At 53.1% G+C, this 20530-nt stretch carries 18 protein-coding genes; 9 read left to right on the top strand and 9 right to left on the bottom strand.

Annotated features, from left to right (window positions below):
- Window positions 1–271: 271 nt before the first annotated feature.
- The 3 genes from ruvB to queG all read left to right on the top strand — a co-directional run bounded on the left by ruvB (window position 272) and on the right by queG (window position 3751).
- Entirely contained in the window at window positions 272–1324 is a 1053-nt protein-coding gene (ruvB, locus tag IEW06_RS01845; protein WP_133271738.1) for a Holliday junction branch migration DNA helicase RuvB, read from the top strand.
- Between the two features lie 239 nt (window positions 1325–1563).
- A complete protein-coding gene (locus tag IEW06_RS01840) occupies window positions 1564–2499 on the top strand; it encodes a DKNYY domain-containing protein (protein WP_187731029.1) in 936 nt (311 codons plus the stop codon).
- Window positions 2500–2761: 262 nt separating this feature from the next.
- On the top strand, window positions 2762–3751 hold the full coding sequence (queG, locus tag IEW06_RS01835; RefSeq protein WP_187731030.1) for a tRNA epoxyqueuosine(34) reductase QueG: 990 nt from the start codon (window positions 2762–2764) through the stop codon (window positions 3749–3751).
- 493 nt (window positions 3752–4244) lie between these two features.
- Here the strand turns inward: queG and IEW06_RS01830 are convergent, their stop codons facing one another.
- The 4 genes from IEW06_RS01830 to IEW06_RS01815 form a co-directional block, all read right to left on the bottom strand.
- The gene (locus IEW06_RS01830; RefSeq protein WP_187731032.1) at window positions 4245–5126 is read right to left on the bottom strand and encodes a ferritin-like domain-containing protein; all 882 of its coding nucleotides are present in this window, start codon (window positions 5124–5126) and stop codon (window positions 4245–4247) included.
- 23 nt (window positions 5127–5149) lie between these two features.
- A complete protein-coding gene (locus IEW06_RS01825) occupies window positions 5150–5863 on the bottom strand; it encodes a ferritin-like domain-containing protein (protein ID WP_187731033.1) in 714 nt (237 codons plus the stop codon).
- A 197-nt stretch (window positions 5864–6060) separates the two neighbouring features.
- Window positions 6061–7053 carry a ferritin-like domain-containing protein gene (locus IEW06_RS01820; RefSeq protein ID WP_187731034.1) on the bottom strand — a complete coding sequence of 331 codons (993 nt, stop codon included), beginning with the start codon at window positions 7051–7053 and terminating at the stop codon, window positions 6061–6063.
- A gap of 49 nt (window positions 7054–7102) precedes the next feature.
- Entirely contained in the window at window positions 7103–7870 is a 768-nt protein-coding gene (locus IEW06_RS01815) for a ferritin-like domain-containing protein (RefSeq protein WP_187731035.1), read from the bottom strand.
- 272 nt (window positions 7871–8142) lie between these two features.
- On the opposite strand from IEW06_RS01815, the gene IEW06_RS01810 reads away from it, so the two are divergent.
- The 3 genes from IEW06_RS01810 (at window position 8143) to IEW06_RS01800 (ending at window position 11691) form a co-directional block, all read left to right on the top strand.
- Entirely contained in the window at window positions 8143–9657 is a 1515-nt protein-coding gene (locus IEW06_RS01810) for a BatD family protein (protein ID WP_188547303.1), read from the top strand.
- Between the two features lie 158 nt (window positions 9658–9815).
- The gene (aroC, locus tag IEW06_RS01805) at window positions 9816–10895 is read left to right on the top strand and encodes a chorismate synthase (RefSeq protein WP_188547301.1); all 1080 of its coding nucleotides are present in this window, start codon (window positions 9816–9818) and stop codon (window positions 10893–10895) included.
- A gap of 172 nt (window positions 10896–11067) precedes the next feature.
- Complete coding sequence (locus tag IEW06_RS01800) at window positions 11068–11691, top strand: NifU family protein (RefSeq protein ID WP_188547299.1); 624 nt, start codon at window positions 11068–11070, stop codon at window positions 11689–11691.
- Between the two features lie 78 nt (window positions 11692–11769).
- Here the strand turns inward: IEW06_RS01800 and secDF are convergent, their stop codons facing one another.
- The 5 genes from secDF to IEW06_RS01775 all read right to left on the bottom strand — a co-directional run bounded on the left by secDF (window position 11770) and on the right by IEW06_RS01775 (window position 17218).
- Window positions 11770–14763: a protein translocase subunit SecDF gene (secDF, locus tag IEW06_RS01795; RefSeq protein WP_187731037.1), complete on the bottom strand. Its 2994-nt coding sequence runs from the start codon at window positions 14761–14763 to the stop codon at window positions 11770–11772.
- Between the two features lie 141 nt (window positions 14764–14904).
- Window positions 14905–15270: a hypothetical protein gene (locus IEW06_RS01790; protein ID WP_188547297.1), complete on the bottom strand. Its 366-nt coding sequence runs from the start codon at window positions 15268–15270 to the stop codon at window positions 14905–14907.
- Window positions 15271–15481: 211 nt separating this feature from the next.
- Window positions 15482–16114 (bottom strand): uridine kinase family protein, encoded by a 633-nt coding sequence (locus IEW06_RS01785; protein WP_187731039.1) that lies wholly within the window; start codon window positions 16112–16114, stop codon window positions 15482–15484.
- A 206-nt stretch (window positions 16115–16320) separates the two neighbouring features.
- The gene (locus tag IEW06_RS01780) at window positions 16321–16905 is read right to left on the bottom strand and encodes a non-canonical purine NTP diphosphatase (protein WP_187731040.1); all 585 of its coding nucleotides are present in this window, start codon (window positions 16903–16905) and stop codon (window positions 16321–16323) included.
- A 61-nt stretch (window positions 16906–16966) separates the two neighbouring features.
- Window positions 16967–17218: a hypothetical protein gene (locus tag IEW06_RS01775; RefSeq protein WP_187731041.1), complete on the bottom strand. Its 252-nt coding sequence runs from the start codon at window positions 17216–17218 to the stop codon at window positions 16967–16969.
- A 295-nt stretch (window positions 17219–17513) separates the two neighbouring features.
- Between IEW06_RS01775 and IEW06_RS01770 the strand changes: the two genes are divergently transcribed.
- From IEW06_RS01770 to IEW06_RS01760, 3 genes are all read left to right on the top strand, one after another.
- A complete protein-coding gene (locus tag IEW06_RS01770) occupies window positions 17514–17759 on the top strand; it encodes a type B 50S ribosomal protein L31 (RefSeq protein WP_187731042.1) in 246 nt (81 codons plus the stop codon).
- Between the two features lie 179 nt (window positions 17760–17938).
- Window positions 17939–19168 (top strand): GlmU family protein, encoded by a 1230-nt coding sequence (locus IEW06_RS01765; protein ID WP_187731043.1) that lies wholly within the window; start codon window positions 17939–17941, stop codon window positions 19166–19168.
- Window positions 19169–19189: 21 nt separating this feature from the next.
- Window positions 19190–20323, top strand: a complete 1134-nt coding sequence (locus IEW06_RS01760) for a DNA polymerase III subunit (protein ID WP_187731044.1) — start codon at window positions 19190–19192, stop codon at window positions 20321–20323.
- Window positions 20324–20530: the final 207 nt, after the last annotated feature.

Below are 20530 nucleotides of genomic sequence, written 5' to 3'. Positions count from 1 at the left end.
CAGCCATCATGTGCCTTTGTCACAATCGAAACAGAACGTCATGCAGAGGCGGAGCCGAAGCATCTCGCATGTTTAGTGAGACTACTAACCTCACATCAGCACGCGAGATGCTTCGGCTCCGCCTCTGCATGACGTTCTTCGATATAGAGGTCAATCTTATTTGCTAAAGTATTTAGTCAACATACGGTATACTAAATATTTTTACTAAAACGGGAAGCATTTTGCCCCCCAAAGCGTTATCTTCACTCAACGCCAAACTTAGTATTACGCCATGCGCGAAGCTTTTCTCACTGGTGGCAACGACCACATGGACCCCTCCGAGAAGGAGATTGACAAGGCGCTGCGGCCGCTCAGCTTCTCTGACTTCACGGGTCAGGATAAAATCGTCGAGAACCTGAAAATATTCGTGGCGGCTGCTCGTCGGCGCGGCGAGGCCCTCGACCACGTTCTGCTGCACGGACCTCCTGGTCTGGGCAAAACCACTTTGTCGCACATCATTGCGGCCGAGCTGGAAGCGGGTATCAAGATGACCAGCGGCCCGGTGCTTGACAAGCCTTCCGACCTGGCCGGCCTGCTGACCAACCTGGAGCCCAACGACGTACTCTTCATCGATGAGATACACCGCCTGAATCCGGTAGTGGAAGAGTACCTGTACTCGGCCATGGAGGATTACCGCATCGACATCATGCTCGATTCAGGTCCGAATGCGCGCTCCGTGCAGATTTCGTTGTCGCCATTTACGCTCATCGGGGCTACTACGCGCTCCGGCTTGCTGACCTCACCGCTCCGGGCGCGTTTTGGTATCAATGCCCGCCTGGAGTATTACGATTCGGCTTTGCTAACCAGCATTGTGAAGCGCTCAGCCGAGATTCTGAATACGCCTATTCACGACGATGCAGCTTTCGAAATTGCCCGCCGCTCGCGTGGTACGCCGCGTATTGCCAACAACCTGCTGCGCCGTACCCGCGACTTTGCCCAGATAAAAGGCACCGGCACCATCACCGTGGACATCGCCCAGTTTGCCCTCAACGCTCTCGACGTAGACCAGAACGGCCTCGACGAAATGGACGTGCGCATCCTGACCACCATCATCGACAAGTTTAAAGGTGGCCCGGTGGGCTTGAGCACTATCGCTACGGCCTGCTCCGAGGAGTCGGAAACTATTGAGGAAGTGTACGAGCCCTTCCTGATTCAGGAAGGCTACATCAAGCGCACCTCCCGAGGCCGCGAAGCTACAGAAGCTGCTTACCGGCACTTGGGTAAGCTCATGCCGCAGCATCTGCGCGGCAACTCGCCCGGCGACTTGTTTGGAGAGCCTGTTTAATTGCGTTTTCGCTGTAAGCAGTAAAGAAAGAGCTGAGAAGCATCTTGAGATGCTTTTCGGCTCTTTTGCTTGCAAGATATTTGTCGCTGGTGCCTGCAAGCTTGGATAGTAGCGTAAAGCAGGCTTATTTGATATGCTACCCGCTATTCACGTAGCCTGCCAGTAGCGGGTATCTAAATGTTGGTGGCAATTATAACAGACATACTGCAATGATAATAAGACAAGTAATAATTTTAGTTATGACAATCTCTATTTTGACGAGTTGCAGACGCGGCTACAAGATTGAAGACGACAAAGTTTATTATGAATCTTGGAATGAAGGAAGTGGTCAAAACAAGCGAATAATTGAACAAGCAGACGCAAAGACTTTTAAAGAATTAACTTTTGACTGCGATTGCGGCTTTAAGTTTGGTAAAGACAAAAATCATCTGTTTATAGACGGAGAACTTATAAAAAATATTGACCCAAACACTTTTAAGTTTATTGGAAATTATATTTTCCGTGACAAAGACTCAGCATATTTTTTTGGTTTTTATAATAACTTAAATGATTGTGTAATTAAGGGTGTTAATCCAAGCAAAATAAAATTGATTAAATATCCTTGGGCAAAAGCGGATAATTTTTTAATCCATGGAGGAGATATTGTAAGTATTGACGATATAAATGAATTTGCTCCTATTGACGATGATTGGGGAAAGACAAAAAAATACATTATTAATAACAATCAAATTTTATACGGAGCAGATGTAGAAACTTTTAAAATCACAAGTGCTTTTCAAGGTAAAGACAAAAAAATTAATTACGAGTTCGGTATTATTAATGAAGACGATTTTAAAAAGATAAGTTTTAAAACCTTTGATTTTGTCAATAAAGATTTCTGTCGAACCGAACCGATTGTGTTTGTTGATGTTTACGACAGTTTAGTTTCATATATAGAAGATAAGAATGAACCTATCGAGATTGTTGAAAAGCTTAAACAAATGGGTTTTATATTGAATAATACGATGTATCTAGATTGGGGTGGAGAATCAAAAATGATCAGGGCTTCTATGATAAGTAGTAAATGTAATTGTATCGTTGAAAAACTTTACCGTTACGATTATGGAAAACCTTCTGAAACAAAAAACATATTTAAAGTGACAGAAAGAATTTACTGTGAACCGAGAGAGAAATAGAATAGGAATAACTGCCACCAACAAGGGTTTTGCAATAGTGGGGCGAAACTGCAAAGTTCAACGGTAGTTCTTTGAGTCAATTGTTGTACAAAATTGAAGATTTGTGTTTCGATTACCCCACCATCGCAAAGCCCCGAGACGTTAGAAGTGTATGTAATGATAGGTACACAATTTCCTTCGCTATAATCAGCCGCTACTGCCTAACTATTGGAACGCTCCGCTACCGGCGGGGCGTTTCGTTTTTTCAGCCAACCTTTGCCTGATGCTTGTCTCCGACCTTATCCGCTCCGAACGAACTGCCTTTATTAAGCGTCGGGCGGCGGAGCTGGGCTTTATGTATTGCGGCATCTCGAAGGCGGAGTTCTTGGAGGAAGAAGCGCCCCGCCTCGAAAACTGGCTCAACCGCCAGATGCACGGGCAGATGGGCTACATGGCCAACCATTTCGACAAGCGCCTCGACCCGCGCCTGCTCGTAGACGGTGCCAAGTCGGTGATTTCGCTGCTGCTGAATTACTACCCCGCCGAGGAAGACCAATTGCCCCCCGACACACTGCAAATCAGCAAGTACGCCTACGGCCGTGATTATCACTTCGTCATCAAGGACAAGCTCAAAACCTTGCTGGCCGATATTCAGCAGGAGATAGGCGAAGTAGGCGGCCGCGTGTTTGTCGATTCGGCGCCGGTGATGGATAAGGTGTGGGCCAAGAAAAGCGGCCTGGGTTGGGTAGGCAAAAACTCCAACCTCATCACGCCCGGCGTGGGCAGCTTCTACTTCATCGCCGAGCTGATCATCGACCTTGAATTGGAGCCAGACGGTCCCATCAAAGACTACTGCGGCACCTGCCGTAAGTGCATGGACGCCTGTCCCACCGATGCCATTTCCGACCCATACGTGGTGGATGGCAGCAAATGCATCAGCTACTTCACCATCGAGCTAAAGGACCAGATTCCGACGGAGGTGGGGGGCAAATTGGGCAACTGGGTATTCGGCTGCGACATCTGCCAGGACGTGTGCCCCTGGAACCGCTTCGCTAAGCCGCATCAGGAGCCGCAGTTTCGGGCTCACCCCCAGCTTAAGGAAATGAATACCAAGGACTGGCAGGAGATTACCCACGAGCTGTTCACGGAGTTGTTTCGGCAGTCGGCGGTGAAGCGCACGGGCTACGCCGGCCTGACGCGCACGATTCAGTTTGTCACGGAGCCCCAAGCCGATTTTCTATACACGGAAAAAGCCCCCCGCGAGGATGCCTGAGTGGCTGCTCGCGGGGGGCTTTTTTGGGTACTCTTTACTCTGCTTTAGGCAGCTTGGGCAAAAACGCGGTTGAGTATGCGCTGATAGATGCTCGCGAACTGCTCGTAGCACCAAGTTTTTAATTGCATTAACTCCTCTGGCATAAGCATGCGCAAGGCCTTCCGCAGCTCTTTCTCAAATAGGATTTTGTCGAAGCTTACTTTAAGCAGAATGGTTTTCGCATATTCCAACATCGCAATGAATAGTAATAAAGGTGGGTGGTAAAGGGTAGGACAAGAGGGGTTAGAGGTATACGAAAGCCATATGAAAAGGCTTACTCCGGGGGGCAAAAGGGTTACTATATTTTTAAACAGTCCAACGCCAGTAAAGTATAGTACCAAAGATAAGATGTACCCTAATCGGGTTGCAAGCTCATGGACAAAAAAAGAGCGACGTAAGTCGCTCTTTTGAAGTAGATTAAGTATAAGAATGGGGTTTATCAGTAACTCTCTCGCTAGTACGTGAAAATACTTACCAGTGAGGTAGCCGTGCTGGCTGGGATGGGCTCGTCGAAGGCTTCGGCCACTTTTGCCACTGCTACCACTGTATTTAAAGGGGCCTGATCGAAGGGCACCTGCCGGAGACCCGCCACAAACTGGTTAACCAAACCCTCGCCCGCATATACGGCGTCGGTTTTGCCGGCTACCGCGATGCTGGTATCGGTGGGGCTCACCCAACTCTTCACATTTGCCCCCCGCGCCCGCCGCATACTACGAATATGAGCCGCGTGCCGAGCCTCCACGGAGTGAATACGCAGAGCTGCTTCCAGCAAGGAGTTATCCGTTTGCAGAAAACCAACCTGCCCTTTGTAGGCTCGTACGCCGGCATCTTCCAGGGTCTGGGCTACTTGCAGAAACGTATCGAAATTGGTAAACACATCTGCAAACAGGGCGGGCTGAGCGCCATTCTTGCTGCCTGTAAAGTCGAAGCGGGGCTTGGTGGGCAGTGTGCCACCCGAGGCCTGAATAACGCGCTCCAGGAACCGCACATGCTGCTGCTCGTGGCGATAGATGGTTTCGATAGCGGGGCGTGTGCCGGCCGGAAAAAAGCTGGCAGGTACGCTGGGCGCCCCAGCCACCAACCCCAGGGCGCGGGCGTAAAACTCGCTCTCCAGGTATTCCAGCACAAGCGCGAGGTTCAGGGAGTCGAGGATAGTGCGGATGTCGCGGGCCTGGGCTGGCATAATGGCCGTGCCTAAGGCCACCGGCAACGCCGCCAGCGCCGCCTTCCGGCCTAGCTTGCTCAGGGGGGCAAAAGCGGCCTGCCGCGAGCTCAGGCGGTCGTATAGGGTAGGATCAACTTCGGCCAGATCGGCGAGGAGTTTGAGAATATTCATAACGCGGGAGTAACCGAAGACGCTTAGCCGGGCAGGCTGGCCGCCGAGACAGTAATGTTGAGAAAAGTATTTACCACGGCTATTACCTGAGCAGGCGACTTAGCCGCATCGAGCCCATCAAGCGCGCTGCCATCATTGGCAACTACATCGGCCGCAGCGAAGGAGTTAGGCAGAGCCAAATCACGGACCAGGGCAGCGTGGCGCGCTTCTACTGACGCTATTTTGCCCGCGATGCCCAAGTATACCGGATCGGTGAAAAGCTTGCCGGCGCCGTTATAAGCAGCTACCCCCAGGTCCTCCAGGGTTTGGGCGGCGGCAAATACACCGGCGCGCGTGGTGAGCGTAAGCGAGCCGAAGTTAAATACAGCCGTACCGATGGCGCTCGTGCCCAGCGCAAACTTGAAGAACTCGCGGTGAATAACCTCGTGGTCGCGCATATCGGTGAAGTAGGCCAACTCAGCGGCCGGCATATCGGCGGGGGGCGTGGCTACTACTTTATCGTAGAAAGCGGCCTCCAATTGCTCCAGCAGATAAGCATAGTTGAGCAGGCCGGTGTCGCCGGTGCCGAGAGTAAATGCCTGTTCGGGCGAAACCTCCGGGTTTTCGTCATCCTTGTCGCAGCCCGCCAATACCAAAGCTGATGATGCAGCCGTAGCGCCGGCTACTCTGAAAAAAGTACGTCTGCGCACCGGTCGCGCCGAAAACAGGCGAGAGAAAGAAGTAGATTTCGTATCCATAAAAGCGAAAGAATCAATCTAAAAAAGCCCCCCAGAAGCCAAAGCGGGCACAGCACAAGCAAAGATAGCCCGATAAGCCAACTCCGGTTAGGGGTAGGAGCCGGCAAAGCGATAAAGTGTTGCATGGTGGAGCTAAAAAACAAAAAAGGACGACCCGTAGGCCGTCCTTTTTCAGGAAATAACTGTGAGAGCAGCGACTAGATGAACGTGCTGCCAGTGATTACGAACGTACGAGCGATGTCCGATACAACTGGTACAGGTAGCGCCTCATCGAAGGCTTCGGAGAAAGCAGCCGCTGGGAAGTTTAAGGAGGCTAACGCCGTTTGTAGATTCACTCCACCTTGGGTCACATTTTCTTCACCGGGGAAGGTGATAACAGCAGGCGTATAAGCTGGCGCAGCGCCCATAGCGTATACTGGGGCCGTTTGTGCTGGGGCTGGTCCGCCGCCGTCGTTGCCGGAAACCCAGCTCTTTGGCGAAGCGCTACGGTCGGTGCCGGCAGCTGCGGTTTGCGAAGCGGCGTTGTTCATAGCACCGGCACGTCGCATCGTGCGGATACGCGAAGCATGACGAGCTTCTACCGAGTGAATATTCAGGGCAGCGGTTAGCACGTCTTTGTTGCTGGCCAAGTAAGGAGCACCACCTTTATAGGCACGTACGCCTGTATCCTCTAGCGCTTGAGCTACGGCTAGGAAGGTGGCAGGAGCAGTAAATACCGTGGCAAACGGACCACCGGCTGCACCTTTGCCACCCGTAAAGTCGAAGGTATTGGCGGCTGGGGCAGCAATGGCGTTGGTGCCGAGGGCCGTGCGCAGGAAGGCTACGTGCGCGGTTTCGTCGTTACGAATTTTCTCCAGGGCCGCCAGGTTGGTGGCGCTGAAGCCAGCACGCAGGGCAGTTTGTGCAGCGGTAGCCGTAGCGCCCATTGCGCCGAGGCCTTGGTTGTAAAAGGCGGCCTCCAGATATTCCAGCTTCAAAGCGAAGTTGAGAACATCATTTACGCCGGGCGCCATGCTGGTTTGAGCATATGCCTTGTTCAGAACAGCACCGAACGCCATTGGAACGGCGGCGGCAGCCAGAGTTTTGCCCATGCCGCTCATGTGCTTGAAAATGCTGCGGCGGGAGTCAAGACGATCGTACACCTCAGGGTCTACTTTCTCGATTTCAGAAATTATTTGGAAGATGTTCATAACTACAAGTCAATGATTGAGTGGGGATGAAGACTACAAGCAACCTGCTTTAAACAAGGCCGGAAACATTCAGCTTAGAGCCTTCAGCCAAGAAGGTATTGGCTGCCGCTACAACCTCTGTTGGGGTTTTAGATATCTCTAAACCGCTGGAGTTAATCACATCGGTTCCAACGAAATTGCCTTCCATCAGCAAGTCACGGATGATGGCAGCGTGACGGGCTTCTACCGAAACGATTTTGCCAGCTAGCAGCAAATAGAGAGGGCCGTTGCCAGTAGTAGAGATAAATCGGCCGGCACCATTGTAAGCCGATACGCCTAAGTCTTCGAATGCCTTGGCGGCACCCAATACACTAGCCCGATCATTAAAGTTGATAGCGCTGAAGTTTGGAGTGAGGTCCTTAATAATAGCCGTTGGCGCTGCGCCGGTAATAGCGGCCTTAAAGAACTCGCGGTGAATAACTTCGTGATAATAGAGGTCGTCCAGAATTTGACGCTCTGCGCTGCTAGCATTCAGGCCAGTATAGTAAGAGCCCGTCCGCAGCTGCGTATAGAATGCCGCTTCTAGTTGCTCTAAGGCATAGGCATAGTTCAACACGCCAACATCACCTGAACCTACATTGACGGTGGTAGCACCGGGAGTAGGAGCTGGAGGCGTTGGATCGGCGAATACATCATCGTCGTCGCAACCCGATAGAAGTAAAGCCGTGGCGCCAGCCGTAGCACCGGCATACATGAAGAATGAGCGACGCTTGATGGGCACGTATAGCGGCTTATCAAAGCCAGTGTCGTCTCCGCCTGCTTTGGTGATTTTGGACATGAGAAAAAAATTAGGGTGAAAAGTGAGGAAAAGTTTGGGCAATGGCTTTCCAGCACGCCTGTGCAGGCGTTTTTTTGTAATAATCTTAGAAAAGGAGATTATTTAAACACCACTTACGGCTCAGTTCACAGATCGGATTGCGTTAGGTGGTTTTATTTTGTGTAAGTTTTTGTCATAAATGTTAAACAAAACAGCGGTTCAGTTGCAAAACATGGGGCTGCTGGCACTAAACCCACTTTCTGCGTAGCTTTGATAGGTTGTCTTGTGATGCTATGCTCAGTCGTTGGTTTGCTCTTTGGGGGGCTTTTTTTCTGGTTTTGCTGGTCGGAGAGGGCGTTCAGGCGCAAGCTCCTGACCCGAAGGCGCGCATCATTCTGGGCAAAGCAGAATTCCCAATCAATGAATACTACACCATCAGCTTTAGCCTGAGCGGCGCGCCGTTGGAGCGCTATTCAGCCTTCCCCGATCTGGAAGGATTTAAAAAGAGTGGCAAATCGAGCACCACTACCACCCGTATTGTGAATGGGCAAAGCTCGTCGGAGCTGACCATCACGCAACGCTACGCCGCTTATGATGAGGGCGAGTTTGTGGTGAAGCCTTTTACCATGACCGTCAATGGCCTGACGGTGCGCTCAGTGGGCGCCACCCTGACCGTAAAACCCCAGCCAGCCACCGCCTCGGCCCCCGGCACATCCGCTACGCCGGTCCCAGCGCCCGCCCAGGAGGCACCGGGCATCGGCCTGCTGGATCAGTTGTTTGGCAAGCCTAAGCCCCAGGAATATGTGGAGCCCAAGGACAACGCTTTTCTGGCTTTGGTACCCGACAAAACGACCATTTTTACGGGGGAAGGCGTGCATGTTGGCCTGTACTTCTACCTGACGCCCGCCGACCAGGGGCTGCTGGCCTTTCACAACTTTGCCGGTCAGCTCCCCGATATTCTGCGCCAGCTGCGGCAGCCTACAGCTTGGGAAGAGTCGTTCAACGAGCAGGAGATTTATCCCGAAACAGTAGTAGCGGGGGGCAAAACCTACTTGCGCTACCGCTTGTATGAGGCAGAATTTTATCCGCTCAATGCTCAGCCTTTAGTGTTTCCGGAGGTGGCTTTGCAAATGATAAAGTACCGCATAGCCAAAAAGCCCGAAGCGGGCCTCGACAACCGGCTGGCAGGCTACAAAACCTACCGCACCACGGCCCGCACTATTCCGGTGCGGGTGCTGCCGCCTCATCCGCTCCGCGACCAGGTGCCGGTGGGCAATTATCAGCTGCGGGAAGCTATCGACCGCACTGCTTTCCGCACGGGGCAGCCATTTACTTACTCCTTTATCGTGGAAGGGGAGGGCAACCTAACCACACTAAATGCCCCCCAGGCGTCGCAACCCGGGCCCGGGCTGGAAATTTACGGGCCCGATGTGCAGCAGGAGCTAAAGCGCCAAAGTGGGAGGGTAGGCGGCAGCAAGCTGTTTCGCTACCGCCTCGTGCCAACCAAGCCGGGTCCAGTGCCGCTTGATAGCTTGTTTTCGCTTATTGTTTTCAATCCGACTACAGCCCGCTACGATACGCTGCGGCCCGAAATTGCCCCCCAGGTGCAGGGACAGAAGCAAGCCGGAGCCGCCTTCCACGCCCGCCCCGACGATCCTTTCTATGAGCAGGTGCTGACTTCCGCCGATAATACCTTGCAGCCGGTGGATGCGTATGCCGCCGTGCGCCGCTACGCCAATATCATTCTGGGGGCACTGATTATTCTGGCGGGAATAGGCTGGTGGCGCGGTCGCCGAGTGGAGCCTTAATGCCTTATGAAAGTGAATCGGCGGCGCAGGCTTAAGCAGGTAAGCTGGACTAAACTTGCCTCGCGTCTGACCAGCCCGGGCGCTGCTTTGTTAGTAGCTTTGAGGCCACTTTCGGTTCAGCTTTTGAGGTCAGGCTTCTAACTCCTAGCGTATTTCACATGAGTAACTCTTTCGGTAAGCTATTTCGAATCACCACATTCGGGGAGTCGCACGGGGTTGGTATTGGCGTAATAATAGATGGCTGCCCGGCTGGTTTGGCCGTTACCGCCGATACAATTCAGACGGCGCTGGACCGGCGGCGGCCTGGCCAATCAGACCTGACTACACCCCGCAGCGAGGCCGATAAGGTCGAAATTCTATCCGGGTTGTTTGAAGGCAAAACGACGGGCACGCCCATTAGCTTGCTTATCCGCAACCAGGACCAGGCCAGCCACGACTACGCCCACGTAGAGCACGCCTACCGCCCTTCGCACGCCGATTATACCTACGATATGAAGTATGGTCGCCGCGACTATCGGGGTGGAGGCCGCAGCTCGGCCCGCGAAACGGCGGCCCGCGTGGCAGCCGGTGCCGTGGCCGCTCAGCTTTTAGCTCACTATGGCATTGTGGCGCAAAGCTACGTGTCGCAGGTGGGGGCCGTAGCCGTGCCTGTAGGGTATGAGCAGCTCAATCTGAATCTGATAGAAAGCAACGCCGTGCGCTGCCCCGACCCGGAGACGGCCGAGCGAATGATGAGCCTCATCCGCCAGACCCGCGATCGGCAGGATACCGTGGGCGGACTGGTAACGGGCGTGGTACGCGGGGTGCCTGCTGGCTTGGGTGAGCCCGTATTTGATAAGCTACACGCTGAGTTGGGCAAGGCCATGCTCAGCATCAATGCCGTGAAGGGCTTCGAATACGGCTCCGGATTTGAGGGTACGCTGCTATTCGGCTCAGAGCATAACGACGCCTTTTATACCGATGAAGCTGGCGCCGTGCGCACCCGTACTAACCACTCGGGAGGCATTCAGGGGGGGATTTCGAATGGGCAGGATATTTATTTTCGGGTGGCCTTCAAGCCCGTAGCGACCATTTTGCAGCCCCAAACGACCATCAATGACCAAGGCGAGGAAATTACGCTGGCCGGTAAAGGCCGCCACGACCCGTGCGTGCTGCCCCGCGCCGTGCCCATCGTGGATGCCATGACCAACTTGGTGCTGGCGGATATGCTGCTGCGCAGCCGGGCTAACAAGGTATAGCGTAGGAACAGTGACGCGCGACGTAAAACGCGGTGGCCCCGGCATTCCCTGCCGTTTTGGTATCTTTGCAACATCCAGCGGGCGTCGGTGGTTTTAGCTCTAACAGGCTAGCAATTCACCGTTAACCTGCGTAATTTCTCTTCGTATTCTCGCTTTTAAGCCCTTCAACCTTATGGCTGAACTAACTGCCCCGGCCGCTCCGGTTTCTATATACGCCGAAGCCAGCCCCAATCCCGAATCCATGAAATTCGTGCTCAACACCCAGTTCCTCAGCGAAGGGGTGAGCGTGGATTATCCTAACCTGGAAGCTGCGGCGAACTCCCCGTTGGCGCAGGAGCTGTTCAACTTCGACTACGTGGGTCGTGTGTTCATTGCGGCCAACTTTGTTACGATCACCAAGACCACTGATCATCAGTGGGCACACCTCATTCCGGAGCTTCGCAGCTTCTTGAAGTCGTATGTAGAGGCGGGTGGTCCTATCTTCCTCGTTGATCCGGCGGCCGAGCAGAAGGCCGCGCAGGAAGAGGCCGCCAACGGCAGCCACTCCGAGCAGGATCAGCAAACGAGCCAGAAGATTATTGACTTGCTCGAAAATTACGTGCGCCCAGCTGTGGAGCAGGATGGAGGCAATATCACCTTCAAAAGCTACCAAGATGGCATCGTGACCGTGAACCTACAGGGTTCGTGCTCCGGTTGCCCATCGGCTACTGTGACGCTCAAGTCGGGTATCGAAAACCTGCTGAAGCGTATGGTACCCGAGGTAAAAGAAGTAGTAGCCGAAGGCATTACGATCTAACAAACCGTTCAAGTTTACCAACATAAAAAAGCCCCCCAGAATATTTCTGGGGGGCTTTTTTATGTTGGTAAACTAAGCCTAGCGCGTAGCTGTCGAGGTTGAGAGCTTCGACGCGTCAGTGTCAGGGGTATCGGTAGCCAGCGGATCATGATGACGGCGCTCCTTGCTGCCATAGGTATCCAACACAAGTGGAGTAGCAATAAACAGCGTCGAATAGGCACCCACAATTACACCTACAATCATGGAGTAAGAGAAGGAGCGCAGGGTTTCACCACCAAAAATGAACAACACGATTACTACCATCAATACGGTAGCGGCAGTGATAATGGTGCGGGAGAAGGTGCTGTTCAAAGCCGGATTCGCTACCTGAGCAAACGTCAGCTTGGGGTTCTCCGCCAAGTATTCTCGAATACGGTCGTAAATAACTACAGTATCGTTGATTGAGAAACCTAGAATAGTAAGCACCGAGGCCACGAACACTTGGTCCATTTCGTAGGTGACACCGAACAAACGAGCAATCGGGAAAGCCACGATTACGATCAGTACGTCGTGCAACAGAGCAACAACGGCCGCCATAGAGTACTGCCACTTCTCGAAGCGGAACAGCACGTACACGAATATGCCAATAACAGATAGCAACAGGCTAACGACCGATGACTGCTTAATGTCGTCGGCTACCGTAGCGCCTACTTTCGAACTGCTCTTGATAACTGGGTTAGCTGATGCGTACTGGCGCAGACCTGTTTTTACAGCTTGTTCTACTTTCTGGTCAGCTTCCGTGCTCTCGTCGTTGGCCAAATAGCTGGTAGTGATGCGCAGGCGATTGGGAGCACCAAAGGTTTTCACTTCGGTGCCTGCGCCCTCTAGCTCATCAGCAAGCCCAGCCCGTACATCGGAGGCAACCATGTCTTTGTTGAAATCGACGGTGTAGCTGCGGCCGCCACGGAAATCAACTCCTAAGTTTGGTCCACCCTGAATAGCCATCAGCACAAAGCCAAATACGATAACAGCCGTGGAGGCCACGTAGGCAATCTTACGCTTGCCCACAATGTCAAAGTTGAAGGCCTTATTCAGGTTGAGCGAAAGAGGTCCCCTAAAAGATAAGTTGGATGTTTCCTTCCCTTTGATCATCCAATCGATGATGAGATGAGAAAGGAAAACAGCTGTCAGGAATGAGGTAAGTACACCAATACCGAGCGTAATAGCGAAGCTTTGTACCGGACCCGTGCCGAAGAAACCCAGAATAAGGGCAATAAGCAGCGTGGTAATGTTGGAGTCGAAGATAGCTGAGAAAGCAAGGCTATAACCTTTATTAACCGCATCCTGAATACTCAGGCCTGCCTGTAACTCCTCTCGTATCCGCTCGAATATCAGTACGTTGGCGTCAACGGCCATACCAAACGTCAGTACCAAACCGGCAATACCAGGCAGGGTAAGTGCAGTGCCAAACTGAGCCAGTACACCCAATACCAGGAAGATGTTGAAGATGAGGGCCAAGTTAGCTACCATACCAGCTCTACCATAATAAAGGCCCATGAAGACGATGATGATGACCAAGCCAGCCAATGACGAGTACAAGCCTTGAGCAATAGCTTCTTTACCTAGCGATGGACCAACAACGGCCTCTTCTACAATGCGCGTAGGAGCAGGCAGTTTACCAGCCTTCAGTACATTGGATAAGTCTTGGGCTTCTTCAATCGTGAAATTGCCGGAGATGCTAGAATTGCCCCCCGAGATTTCAGCCTGAACCACCGGAGCCGAATACACATTGTCATCGAGCACGATGGCCACCTGACGGCCTACATTGGCGGCCGTTAGTTTCTGCCACCGGCGGGCGCCAGTGGGGTTCATTTGCATCGATACCTCAGGGCGACCACCCTGGTCGTAATCCTGGCGGGCGTCGCTTACTACTTCGCCACCCAGGGGCGCTACGGCATCAGTCGTTTTGCGAATAGCGTAGAGCTGCAAATATTCCTGCTTGTCTACTACGGTGGGCTTCACATCCCACAAAAACTTCAGGTTGGGGGGCAAAACTGCTTTGGCTTCCGCGCTGGCCAACAGGTCATTTACACGGGCTGTGTCACGTACATTGGAGCCTAGTGCGCCTGGCATCGTGAACAAGCGGGCCAACAGGCTGCTTTGCTGTAGGTTGGTGGTGTCGGTAGTGGCAGCGGCTTTTTTCTTGGCAAGCTGGCTGGCCAGCGAGGTAGAGTCGCCAGTGGCGGCGGTAGCAGCAGTGTCGGTAGTGGCGGCAGCAGTGGCAGCAGGCTTGTTAGTAGCATCTTTCGCTACCAGCACTTCATTCAGCTGATTGAGGTAGGGGGCAAATTCATCGTTGCGCCACACTTCCCAGAACTCCAGCTTGGCCTGGCCTTGCAGCAGTTTACGCACACGCTCAGGGTTATCAACGCCGGGCAATTCAATCTGAATGCGGCCCGTGCCTTTCACCCGCTGAATGTTGGGCTGATTTACACCAAACTTGTCAACGCGGGTGCGCAGGATGTTGAAAGAGCGGTCGATAGCTTCTTCTACTTCCCGGTCGATAGCACCAATAATCTGGGGATTCGTGGAGTTGATGTCAATGCCACGGCTCTTGTTGGTGGTGTTTGCGAAAATGCGAGCCAGTTTGCCATCAGGCGCAATCGAACGATATGCCTGAGCAAACAACGACGTGAATGGCGTGCCCGAGTTAGTCTTTTGCAACTCCTGAGCCTGAGCCAACGCTTTGGTGAAGGCTGGATCTTTAGAGTTGCCGGACATGGCCCGTACAATCTCAACCGGCGATACTTCCAGCGTTACGTGCATGCCGCCTTTCAAGTCAAGGCCAAGGCCCAACTCGCTCTGGCGCACATCCTTATAAGTGTAGTCTACACCCAGTACATTAATGACTGGCGCGCGCCATACCGAGTCGAGGTAGCGCTGACGCTTCAGCTGGTTTACCTGCCCGTTGCGAGTGGCATAGGTTTCGGCCTGCTGCTGCACCCGGCGAGACACCATGGTGAACGACAGGAAGTAAATGCACAACACCGATACAATAAGGGTGAGGGCGATAATAAGTCCTTTATTACGCATACTAATAAGTTGATTTGTTACTGTGCTATTGTGCTGAGTACTCTAACTGCTGTTTCTCTACTGAAGCGGATTGGCGAAAGCGATAAGCACCCGGCACTAGCGGCGCATCAGCTTTTTATTCAGTAGAAAGCAGCGACACAGCTAGGGCGCCTGTGGCGAGAGCGCGGCCAGAAGCAGGCGGGCGCGGAAAAAATCCGGCAAAGCACCGGGCTGGGGGGCAAATTTCAAGGTCTTCGCCAGCAGGCGAGGCCAGGTAAGCGGCACGGACGCCGGAAACCAGGCGTCGGCGGCGGGAGCCAGCCAAACGGCCACGCTGCTCGTCGCTTCCAGAGTTACTTTCTGCTTTACTACGGCTGCCTTCGGGGCCGCACCAATACGCGCCATTTGCCCCCCAGGTACCTGCAGCGTAGTCACCGTCCGATGGTTTAGCCCCAACACAAACAGCAGCGTAGCCGCGAGCAGCACGAAACGGAAATGAGCTAAAAAAGTGAGACGAGCAGAGACCATTAGCAAACTAAACGCTACAAATATAGCCATTTGGGCTGCGCTGCCCAAAGTCACTACATTCAGAAGGACTATTTTAATCGCTAAATGCAACTGCTGCTACCTCTAAGTGAGTCAAAGCACGCCTTCATAAACACTGCTTTATGGCCGCTACAAACAGAAAGAGCGCAGCTAGCTAGCCGCGCTCTTTCTGTGTATTGACCTATGAAAAAGACTACTCCTGATGGGCTGCCGCTACTTTGGTGCGCAAAAACGACACGAGTACTTCAAGGCCTTTGTCGAAATGCCGATTGTTGGGAATCACGATGTCGGCGTCCTGCTTGAAGGGCTTGATATATTTCTCGTACGTAGGCGCTACGTGGTTGGTGTAGCGGTACAGCACATCTTCTAGATCGTAACCTCGCTCATCCCGGTCGCGCACAATGCGGCGCTGCAATTTCACGTGCTCACGGGCATCGATGTACACCTTCAGGTCGAGCAGGCGAGCGACTTCCTCGAAGTAAAAAACAAAAATGCCCTCCACCACGACAATCGGGGAAGGGCGAAACACCAGCTCTTTGGGCTGAACATTCGGGTTGTTGAACGTGTACTCCGGGCGCCGAACCTCCAGTCCCTGACTGATACGCAATACATCGGCTGCGTAAGCCGCCGAGTCAATGGAGGAAGGCAAGTCGAAGTTAGTGACGCCGTTGGGGTCAACCAGCTGGCTTTCACGCGGGTGGTAATAGTTGTCCTGAGATATCAGGCAGATATCATCTTCAGGAAAAGAAGCGAGCAAACGGCGCAGAAACGTGGTTTTGCCAGAGGCGCTGCCACCCGTAATACCGACGATGAAAGGATGTTGCATGGGGTGGGAAAGCGGCCCGTACCAGCAGGGCCAACCGTGCAAAATTAAGCAAAATGACGCCAGCGTTACGTCTTTTTGAAAAAACGTGGTTGAGTCGGGCTAGCGGTGTCTCTGTAATAAAATTGTTGAAAGGCCCCGTAAGTATCAGCTAGCGAGCAGAGAAACTCACGCTGGGGGCATTTTTCGCTGAAAATAGCAAGCCTGATTTAGCTCTCTCTTTCGGCCAGAAACGTTATCAACTGCCCCACTGCCCGACCCCGATGGCTCAGACTATTCTTCTGCTCGGGTGTCATTTCAGCAAACGTCTGGTGGTGACCAGTAGGCTCAAAGATGGGGTCGTAGCCGAAGCCAGCTTGTCCGCGTGCTTCTTCCACAATGCGGCCCTCCACTACGCCGTTGAACTCCTGCCACTCTCCATTGGGCAGCACCAGCGCAATGACGGTGCGGAACTGGGCACTACGGTCTGCCGTGGGGGGCAAATCTTGAAGCAGTTTGGCCATGTTGTCGGCAGCGTTGCGCTGGGGGCCAGCATAGCGGGCTGAGTATACACCGGGCGCGCCACCCAACGCATTTACCTCCAGGCCGGTGTCGTCGGCGAAGCAAGAGGTTTGGTAGTGCTGCCACACGTACTCAGCTTTTTGCCGGGCATTGCCCGAGAGCGTATCCTGGGTTTCGGGCAGCTCTTCGTGGCAGCCAATATCCTGCAAACTCACCAGCTCAATCGTCGAAGGCAGTAAGGCCCTGACTTCGGTAAGCTTGTGCTCGTTATTGGTGGCAAAACAGATACGCATATAATTGAATGAAAGTGTGTGTCAAGAACCTGAACAGAGCCGGTAGTGGAAACAAGAATGATTATCGAAACATCATCCTGATACTGCGCCAGGCCTGCTCCAGCTCTTCAGAAACAGAATTCCAGAACTGAAGCAAGCCGGTCTGAGTGTTTTTTTGATTCTGATCACCGGATAACTTGTTGGCTTCCGCACGCAAAGCGCTGGAGTCGGTTGCGCTGGGCAAATAGAGCTTGCGCCCATGATTAGGTGCTGCTTTTTCGGCGGGAAACTGATACGCCAGTGCCCCTGGGGCAAAGGGCAAGGGCTGAGTCATAGCCGCTGCATATTGAGCATTAGAATAAACCGGACTAGCTGGTGGCAAAGTGGAAAAGCGCAGCTGCAAAGCAAGCGTAACCAAGAGCAAACCAGATGAATACACCATAAATGTATACTGAAAACGCAATAAGGATAGTGCTCAAAACTAATCAAAAACCGCTAGTATGCTCACGGTAAGGCGTAAGGCGTAGGAAAAGCCCCCCACAAGTTTTTAATTTCAAACGGAACGCGTACTTTTGCAATCCCTTCCGCAAAATCGGCAGGCATAGAAGGTTTTAACGGTATTTCCGACCATGAAAAAAGACATCCATCCCGAGTACCGCGAAGTCGTGTTTCAGGACACTTCCAGCGACTTCAAATTTATCACTCGCTCCACGATGAACTCTACCGAGACCATCACAATGGAGGATGGTAAGACTTATCCAGTTGTAAAAGTGGAAGTTAGCAGCGCTTCGCACCCTTTCTACACTGGCAAAAACGTATTTATTGACACTGCTGGCCGCGTGGAGAAGTTCCGCACCCGCTACCAGAAGAAGTAGTCATTCGGTTATCAGTTCTGCGTTGCCAATGGTGGCGACTTCAAGAACCAAGTAGTAAAACTCCCACTGGCATGTCTGGTGGGAGTTTTTATTTGTGCCAACTTGCCGACGAATACATCTGGGATCCAAATTGCCCCCAGTCCTGACAACCGATCAGTGACACCTGTCATCAAAAAGCTATGCACGTCCTACTCTTCGACGATCCTGCTATTCGGCCGCGCCTGTTGCCCTTCACATTCACCCGGCCCGTAGCTGCCCTGCGTTGCGGCATCCTGACTATCGCCGAAAAGTGGCAGCATCGGCTAAGCCAGGAGGTTTTTTACCTGACCGAAGCCTACCTGCAAGCCAAGTTTCCGGTTGGGGCGGTAAGCGGCCCAGCCTTGGTAATTAATGGTGCCGTGCTGCCCGATGACTTATTGGCGCGACAGGTGCAAAATTTGCCCCCCGGACAAGCTCTCGTCGATGGCGATTTGCTGGTGGCTGCTCATCTGCCCGACGCCAGCAAAGTAGCTGAGCTGATTCAGGATGGCTTAGCCAGCACCACCGAAGTAGCCGAGCCCGTCACGTTAATTAGTGAGTTGTGGCACCTGTTTCTGCGCAATGGCGCCGAGATTCGGCAGGATTTCGACTTGCTTACTCGTGGCCGAAAGTCAGAGCCCATTGGTGATGCGCATACCATCGTGTACGGGGCCGAAAACATCTTTATTGAGCCCGGAGTGAAGATTCGGGCGGCCATTCTGAACGCGGAAGATGGTCCGATTTATCTGGGCAAAAACTCCCAAGTCCACGAAGGTGCTATCATAAAAGGCCCCCTGGCTTTGTGCGAAGGCTCCCACATCAACCCAGGCGCCAAAATGCGCGGCGACAACACCGTGGGGCCATACTGCAAAGTGGGCGGCGAAGTGGGCAATTCTATCTTTTTCGGCTACGCCAACAAAGGCCACGACGGCTACCTGGGCAACTCCGTGATAGGAGAGTGGTGCAACCTTGGCGCCGACACCAATACTTCCAACCTCAAGAACAACTACGCGCCGGTTAAAATCTGGAGCCACGCAGCGGGCCGTTTCGTGAATACGGGCCAGCAGTTCTGCGGCCTCATGATGGGCGACCACAGCAAGTGCGGCATCAACACGATGTTTAATACCGGTACGGTGGTAGGCGTGGGGGCCAATATTTTCGGGGCAGGGTTTCCGCGCACGTTTATCCCGAGCTTCAGTTGGGGTGGCTCAGCCGGCTTCGAAACGTTTAAGCTGCCCAAAGTAGCCGAAGTGGCCGAGCGCGTGATGGCTCGGCGCCAACTGGAATATGACACCACGGAGCAGGCAATAATGCAGCATGTATTTGAGGCAACGGCCAAGGATAGAGTGTGGGAGAAGGCTGGTGGAATACAGCCATCAGTTATAGAATAACTAAACCAAGCGACTACGTTCATGCGCTTCGCTGAAATTCCGGATCAAACCAAAGTCAAGCAGGTGCTGGTGCAGTCGGTGCAGCGGCAGCATGTGGCGCACGCGCAGCTTTTTCGGGGCGCTGAGGGCTCAGCCGCTTTGGGACTGGCGCTGGCCTATGCTACATTTCTGAACTGTGAGGGCCGTACCCCCGCCGATGCGGATTCTTGCGGGAAGTGCCCGGCTTGTCAGAAGATGGATAAGCTGATTCATCCCGATTTGAATTTCATAGTGCCCGTCACGAGCACCAAGCAAGTGCCGAAGGATGCGGTCAGCAGTAAGTTTGCCGCCGACTGGCGCACCTTCGTGCTGGATAATCCTTACCAGGGACTCAATGACTGGATGCAGCACATTGGGGCTGAGAACAAGCAGGGCAGTATTTCCAAGGAGGAAAGCCTGCAGCTACTAAAGCTGGTATCACTGAAATCGTTTGAGGGGCGCTTCAAAATCGTGATAATCTGGCTGCCTGAGCTGATGCATCCGGCTGCCTCCAACGCCGTGCTGAAACTGCTGGAAGAGCCGCCGGCCGCCACTATTTTTCTGCTGGTAAGCCACGCGCCCGAACAGCTCCTGCCCACCATTATCAGCCGCGTGCAGCCCGTAGTGGTGCGCCCATTCACCGAAGATGAGCTGACGGCTTATCTGCACGATGAACAGCACATACTTGAGGCCAAAGCCCGCCAGCTCGCCCAGATAGCCGATGGCAACCTCGGGGCCGCCCTTGCCGCTCGCACCGCCCCCGACAACGACTACTTCGCCTTTTTCACCGAGTGGATGCGCCTGTGTTTCCAGGACAACTTTGCCAAAGTGCTGGAAAAAAGCGACGAGTTTCAAAAAATGGGCCGCGAAAATCAGAAGGAGTTTTTACATTACGCCCTCGGATTACTGCGCAAAGTGTTGCTTTACGGCCTCGACGCACAGCTAATCCCGCATCTGCCCGCCGCTGAGCAGCAGTTCGTAACGCGCTTCAGCCGCTTTGTGCATCCCGGCAATGCTGAGTCCATTACCACTGAGCTGAACGATGCTCACTACCACGTGGAGCGCAACGCCAATCCGCGCATGGTGTTCGTGGACACCTCTTTGCGGATAGCTGAATTGCTAAAAATGCCTGTTTAAGCCCTGTAAACGCGCAAAATACAGTTTGCTAATTAGCTATAGCTGCTGCTAAACCAGCTATAGTCATGGCGTTGGTGAAGGCATTTGTAGCTTTGCATATCCTCACGGATGGGGGTTGGTAAAAGCAATCCGAGGATAGCTATGCTGATCTTACCAATGTCTGACGGATTCAAAAATGCCCCCCAGAAAGCTTTAATGAGTTGTATT

The organism is Hymenobacter qilianensis, assembly GCF_014638675.1.
Taxonomy (GTDB): domain Bacteria; phylum Bacteroidota; class Bacteroidia; order Cytophagales; family Hymenobacteraceae; genus Hymenobacter; species Hymenobacter qilianensis.
The sequence above is the reverse complement of the archived record's forward strand: the minus strand, read 5'-3'. Positions and strand labels throughout refer to the sequence as shown.

Bases quoted from the DNA above. Each gene is read 5' to 3' on its own strand.
- ruvB (WP_133271738.1), top strand. From the start codon at position 272: ATGCGCGAAGCTTTTCTCACTGGTGGCAACGACCACATGGACCCCTCC.
- IEW06_RS01840 (WP_187731029.1), top strand. From the start codon at position 1,564: ATGACAATCTCTATTTTGACGAGTTGCAGACGCGGCTACAAGATTGAA.
- queG (WP_187731030.1), top strand. From the start codon at position 2,762: ATGCTTGTCTCCGACCTTATCCGCTCCGAACGAACTGCCTTTATTAAG.
- IEW06_RS01830 (WP_187731032.1), bottom strand. From the start codon at position 5,126: ATGAATATTCTCAAACTCCTCGCCGATCTGGCCGAAGTTGATCCTACC.
- IEW06_RS01825 (WP_187731033.1), bottom strand. From the start codon at position 5,863: ATGGATACGAAATCTACTTCTTTCTCTCGCCTGTTTTCGGCGCGACCG.
- IEW06_RS01820 (WP_187731034.1), bottom strand. From the start codon at position 7,053: ATGAACATCTTCCAAATAATTTCTGAAATCGAGAAAGTAGACCCTGAG.
- IEW06_RS01815 (WP_187731035.1), bottom strand. From the start codon at position 7,870: ATGTCCAAAATCACCAAAGCAGGCGGAGACGACACTGGCTTTGATAAG.
- IEW06_RS01810 (WP_188547303.1), top strand. From the start codon at position 8,143: ATGCTCAGTCGTTGGTTTGCTCTTTGGGGGGCTTTTTTTCTGGTTTTG.
- aroC (WP_188547301.1), top strand. From the start codon at position 9,816: ATGAGTAACTCTTTCGGTAAGCTATTTCGAATCACCACATTCGGGGAG.
- IEW06_RS01800 (WP_188547299.1), top strand. From the start codon at position 11,068: ATGGCTGAACTAACTGCCCCGGCCGCTCCGGTTTCTATATACGCCGAA.
- secDF (WP_187731037.1), bottom strand. From the start codon at position 14,763: ATGCGTAATAAAGGACTTATTATCGCCCTCACCCTTATTGTATCGGTG.
- IEW06_RS01790 (WP_188547297.1), bottom strand. From the start codon at position 15,270: ATGGTCTCTGCTCGTCTCACTTTTTTAGCTCATTTCCGTTTCGTGCTG.
- IEW06_RS01785 (WP_187731039.1), bottom strand. From the start codon at position 16,114: ATGCAACATCCTTTCATCGTCGGTATTACGGGTGGCAGCGCCTCTGGC.
- IEW06_RS01780 (WP_187731040.1), bottom strand. From the start codon at position 16,905: ATGCGTATCTGTTTTGCCACCAATAACGAGCACAAGCTTACCGAAGTC.
- IEW06_RS01775 (WP_187731041.1), bottom strand. From the start codon at position 17,218: ATGACTCAGCCCTTGCCCTTTGCCCCAGGGGCACTGGCGTATCAGTTT.
- IEW06_RS01770 (WP_187731042.1), top strand. From the start codon at position 17,514: ATGAAAAAAGACATCCATCCCGAGTACCGCGAAGTCGTGTTTCAGGAC.
- IEW06_RS01765 (WP_187731043.1), top strand. From the start codon at position 17,939: ATGCACGTCCTACTCTTCGACGATCCTGCTATTCGGCCGCGCCTGTTG.
- IEW06_RS01760 (WP_187731044.1), top strand. From the start codon at position 19,190: ATGCGCTTCGCTGAAATTCCGGATCAAACCAAAGTCAAGCAGGTGCTG.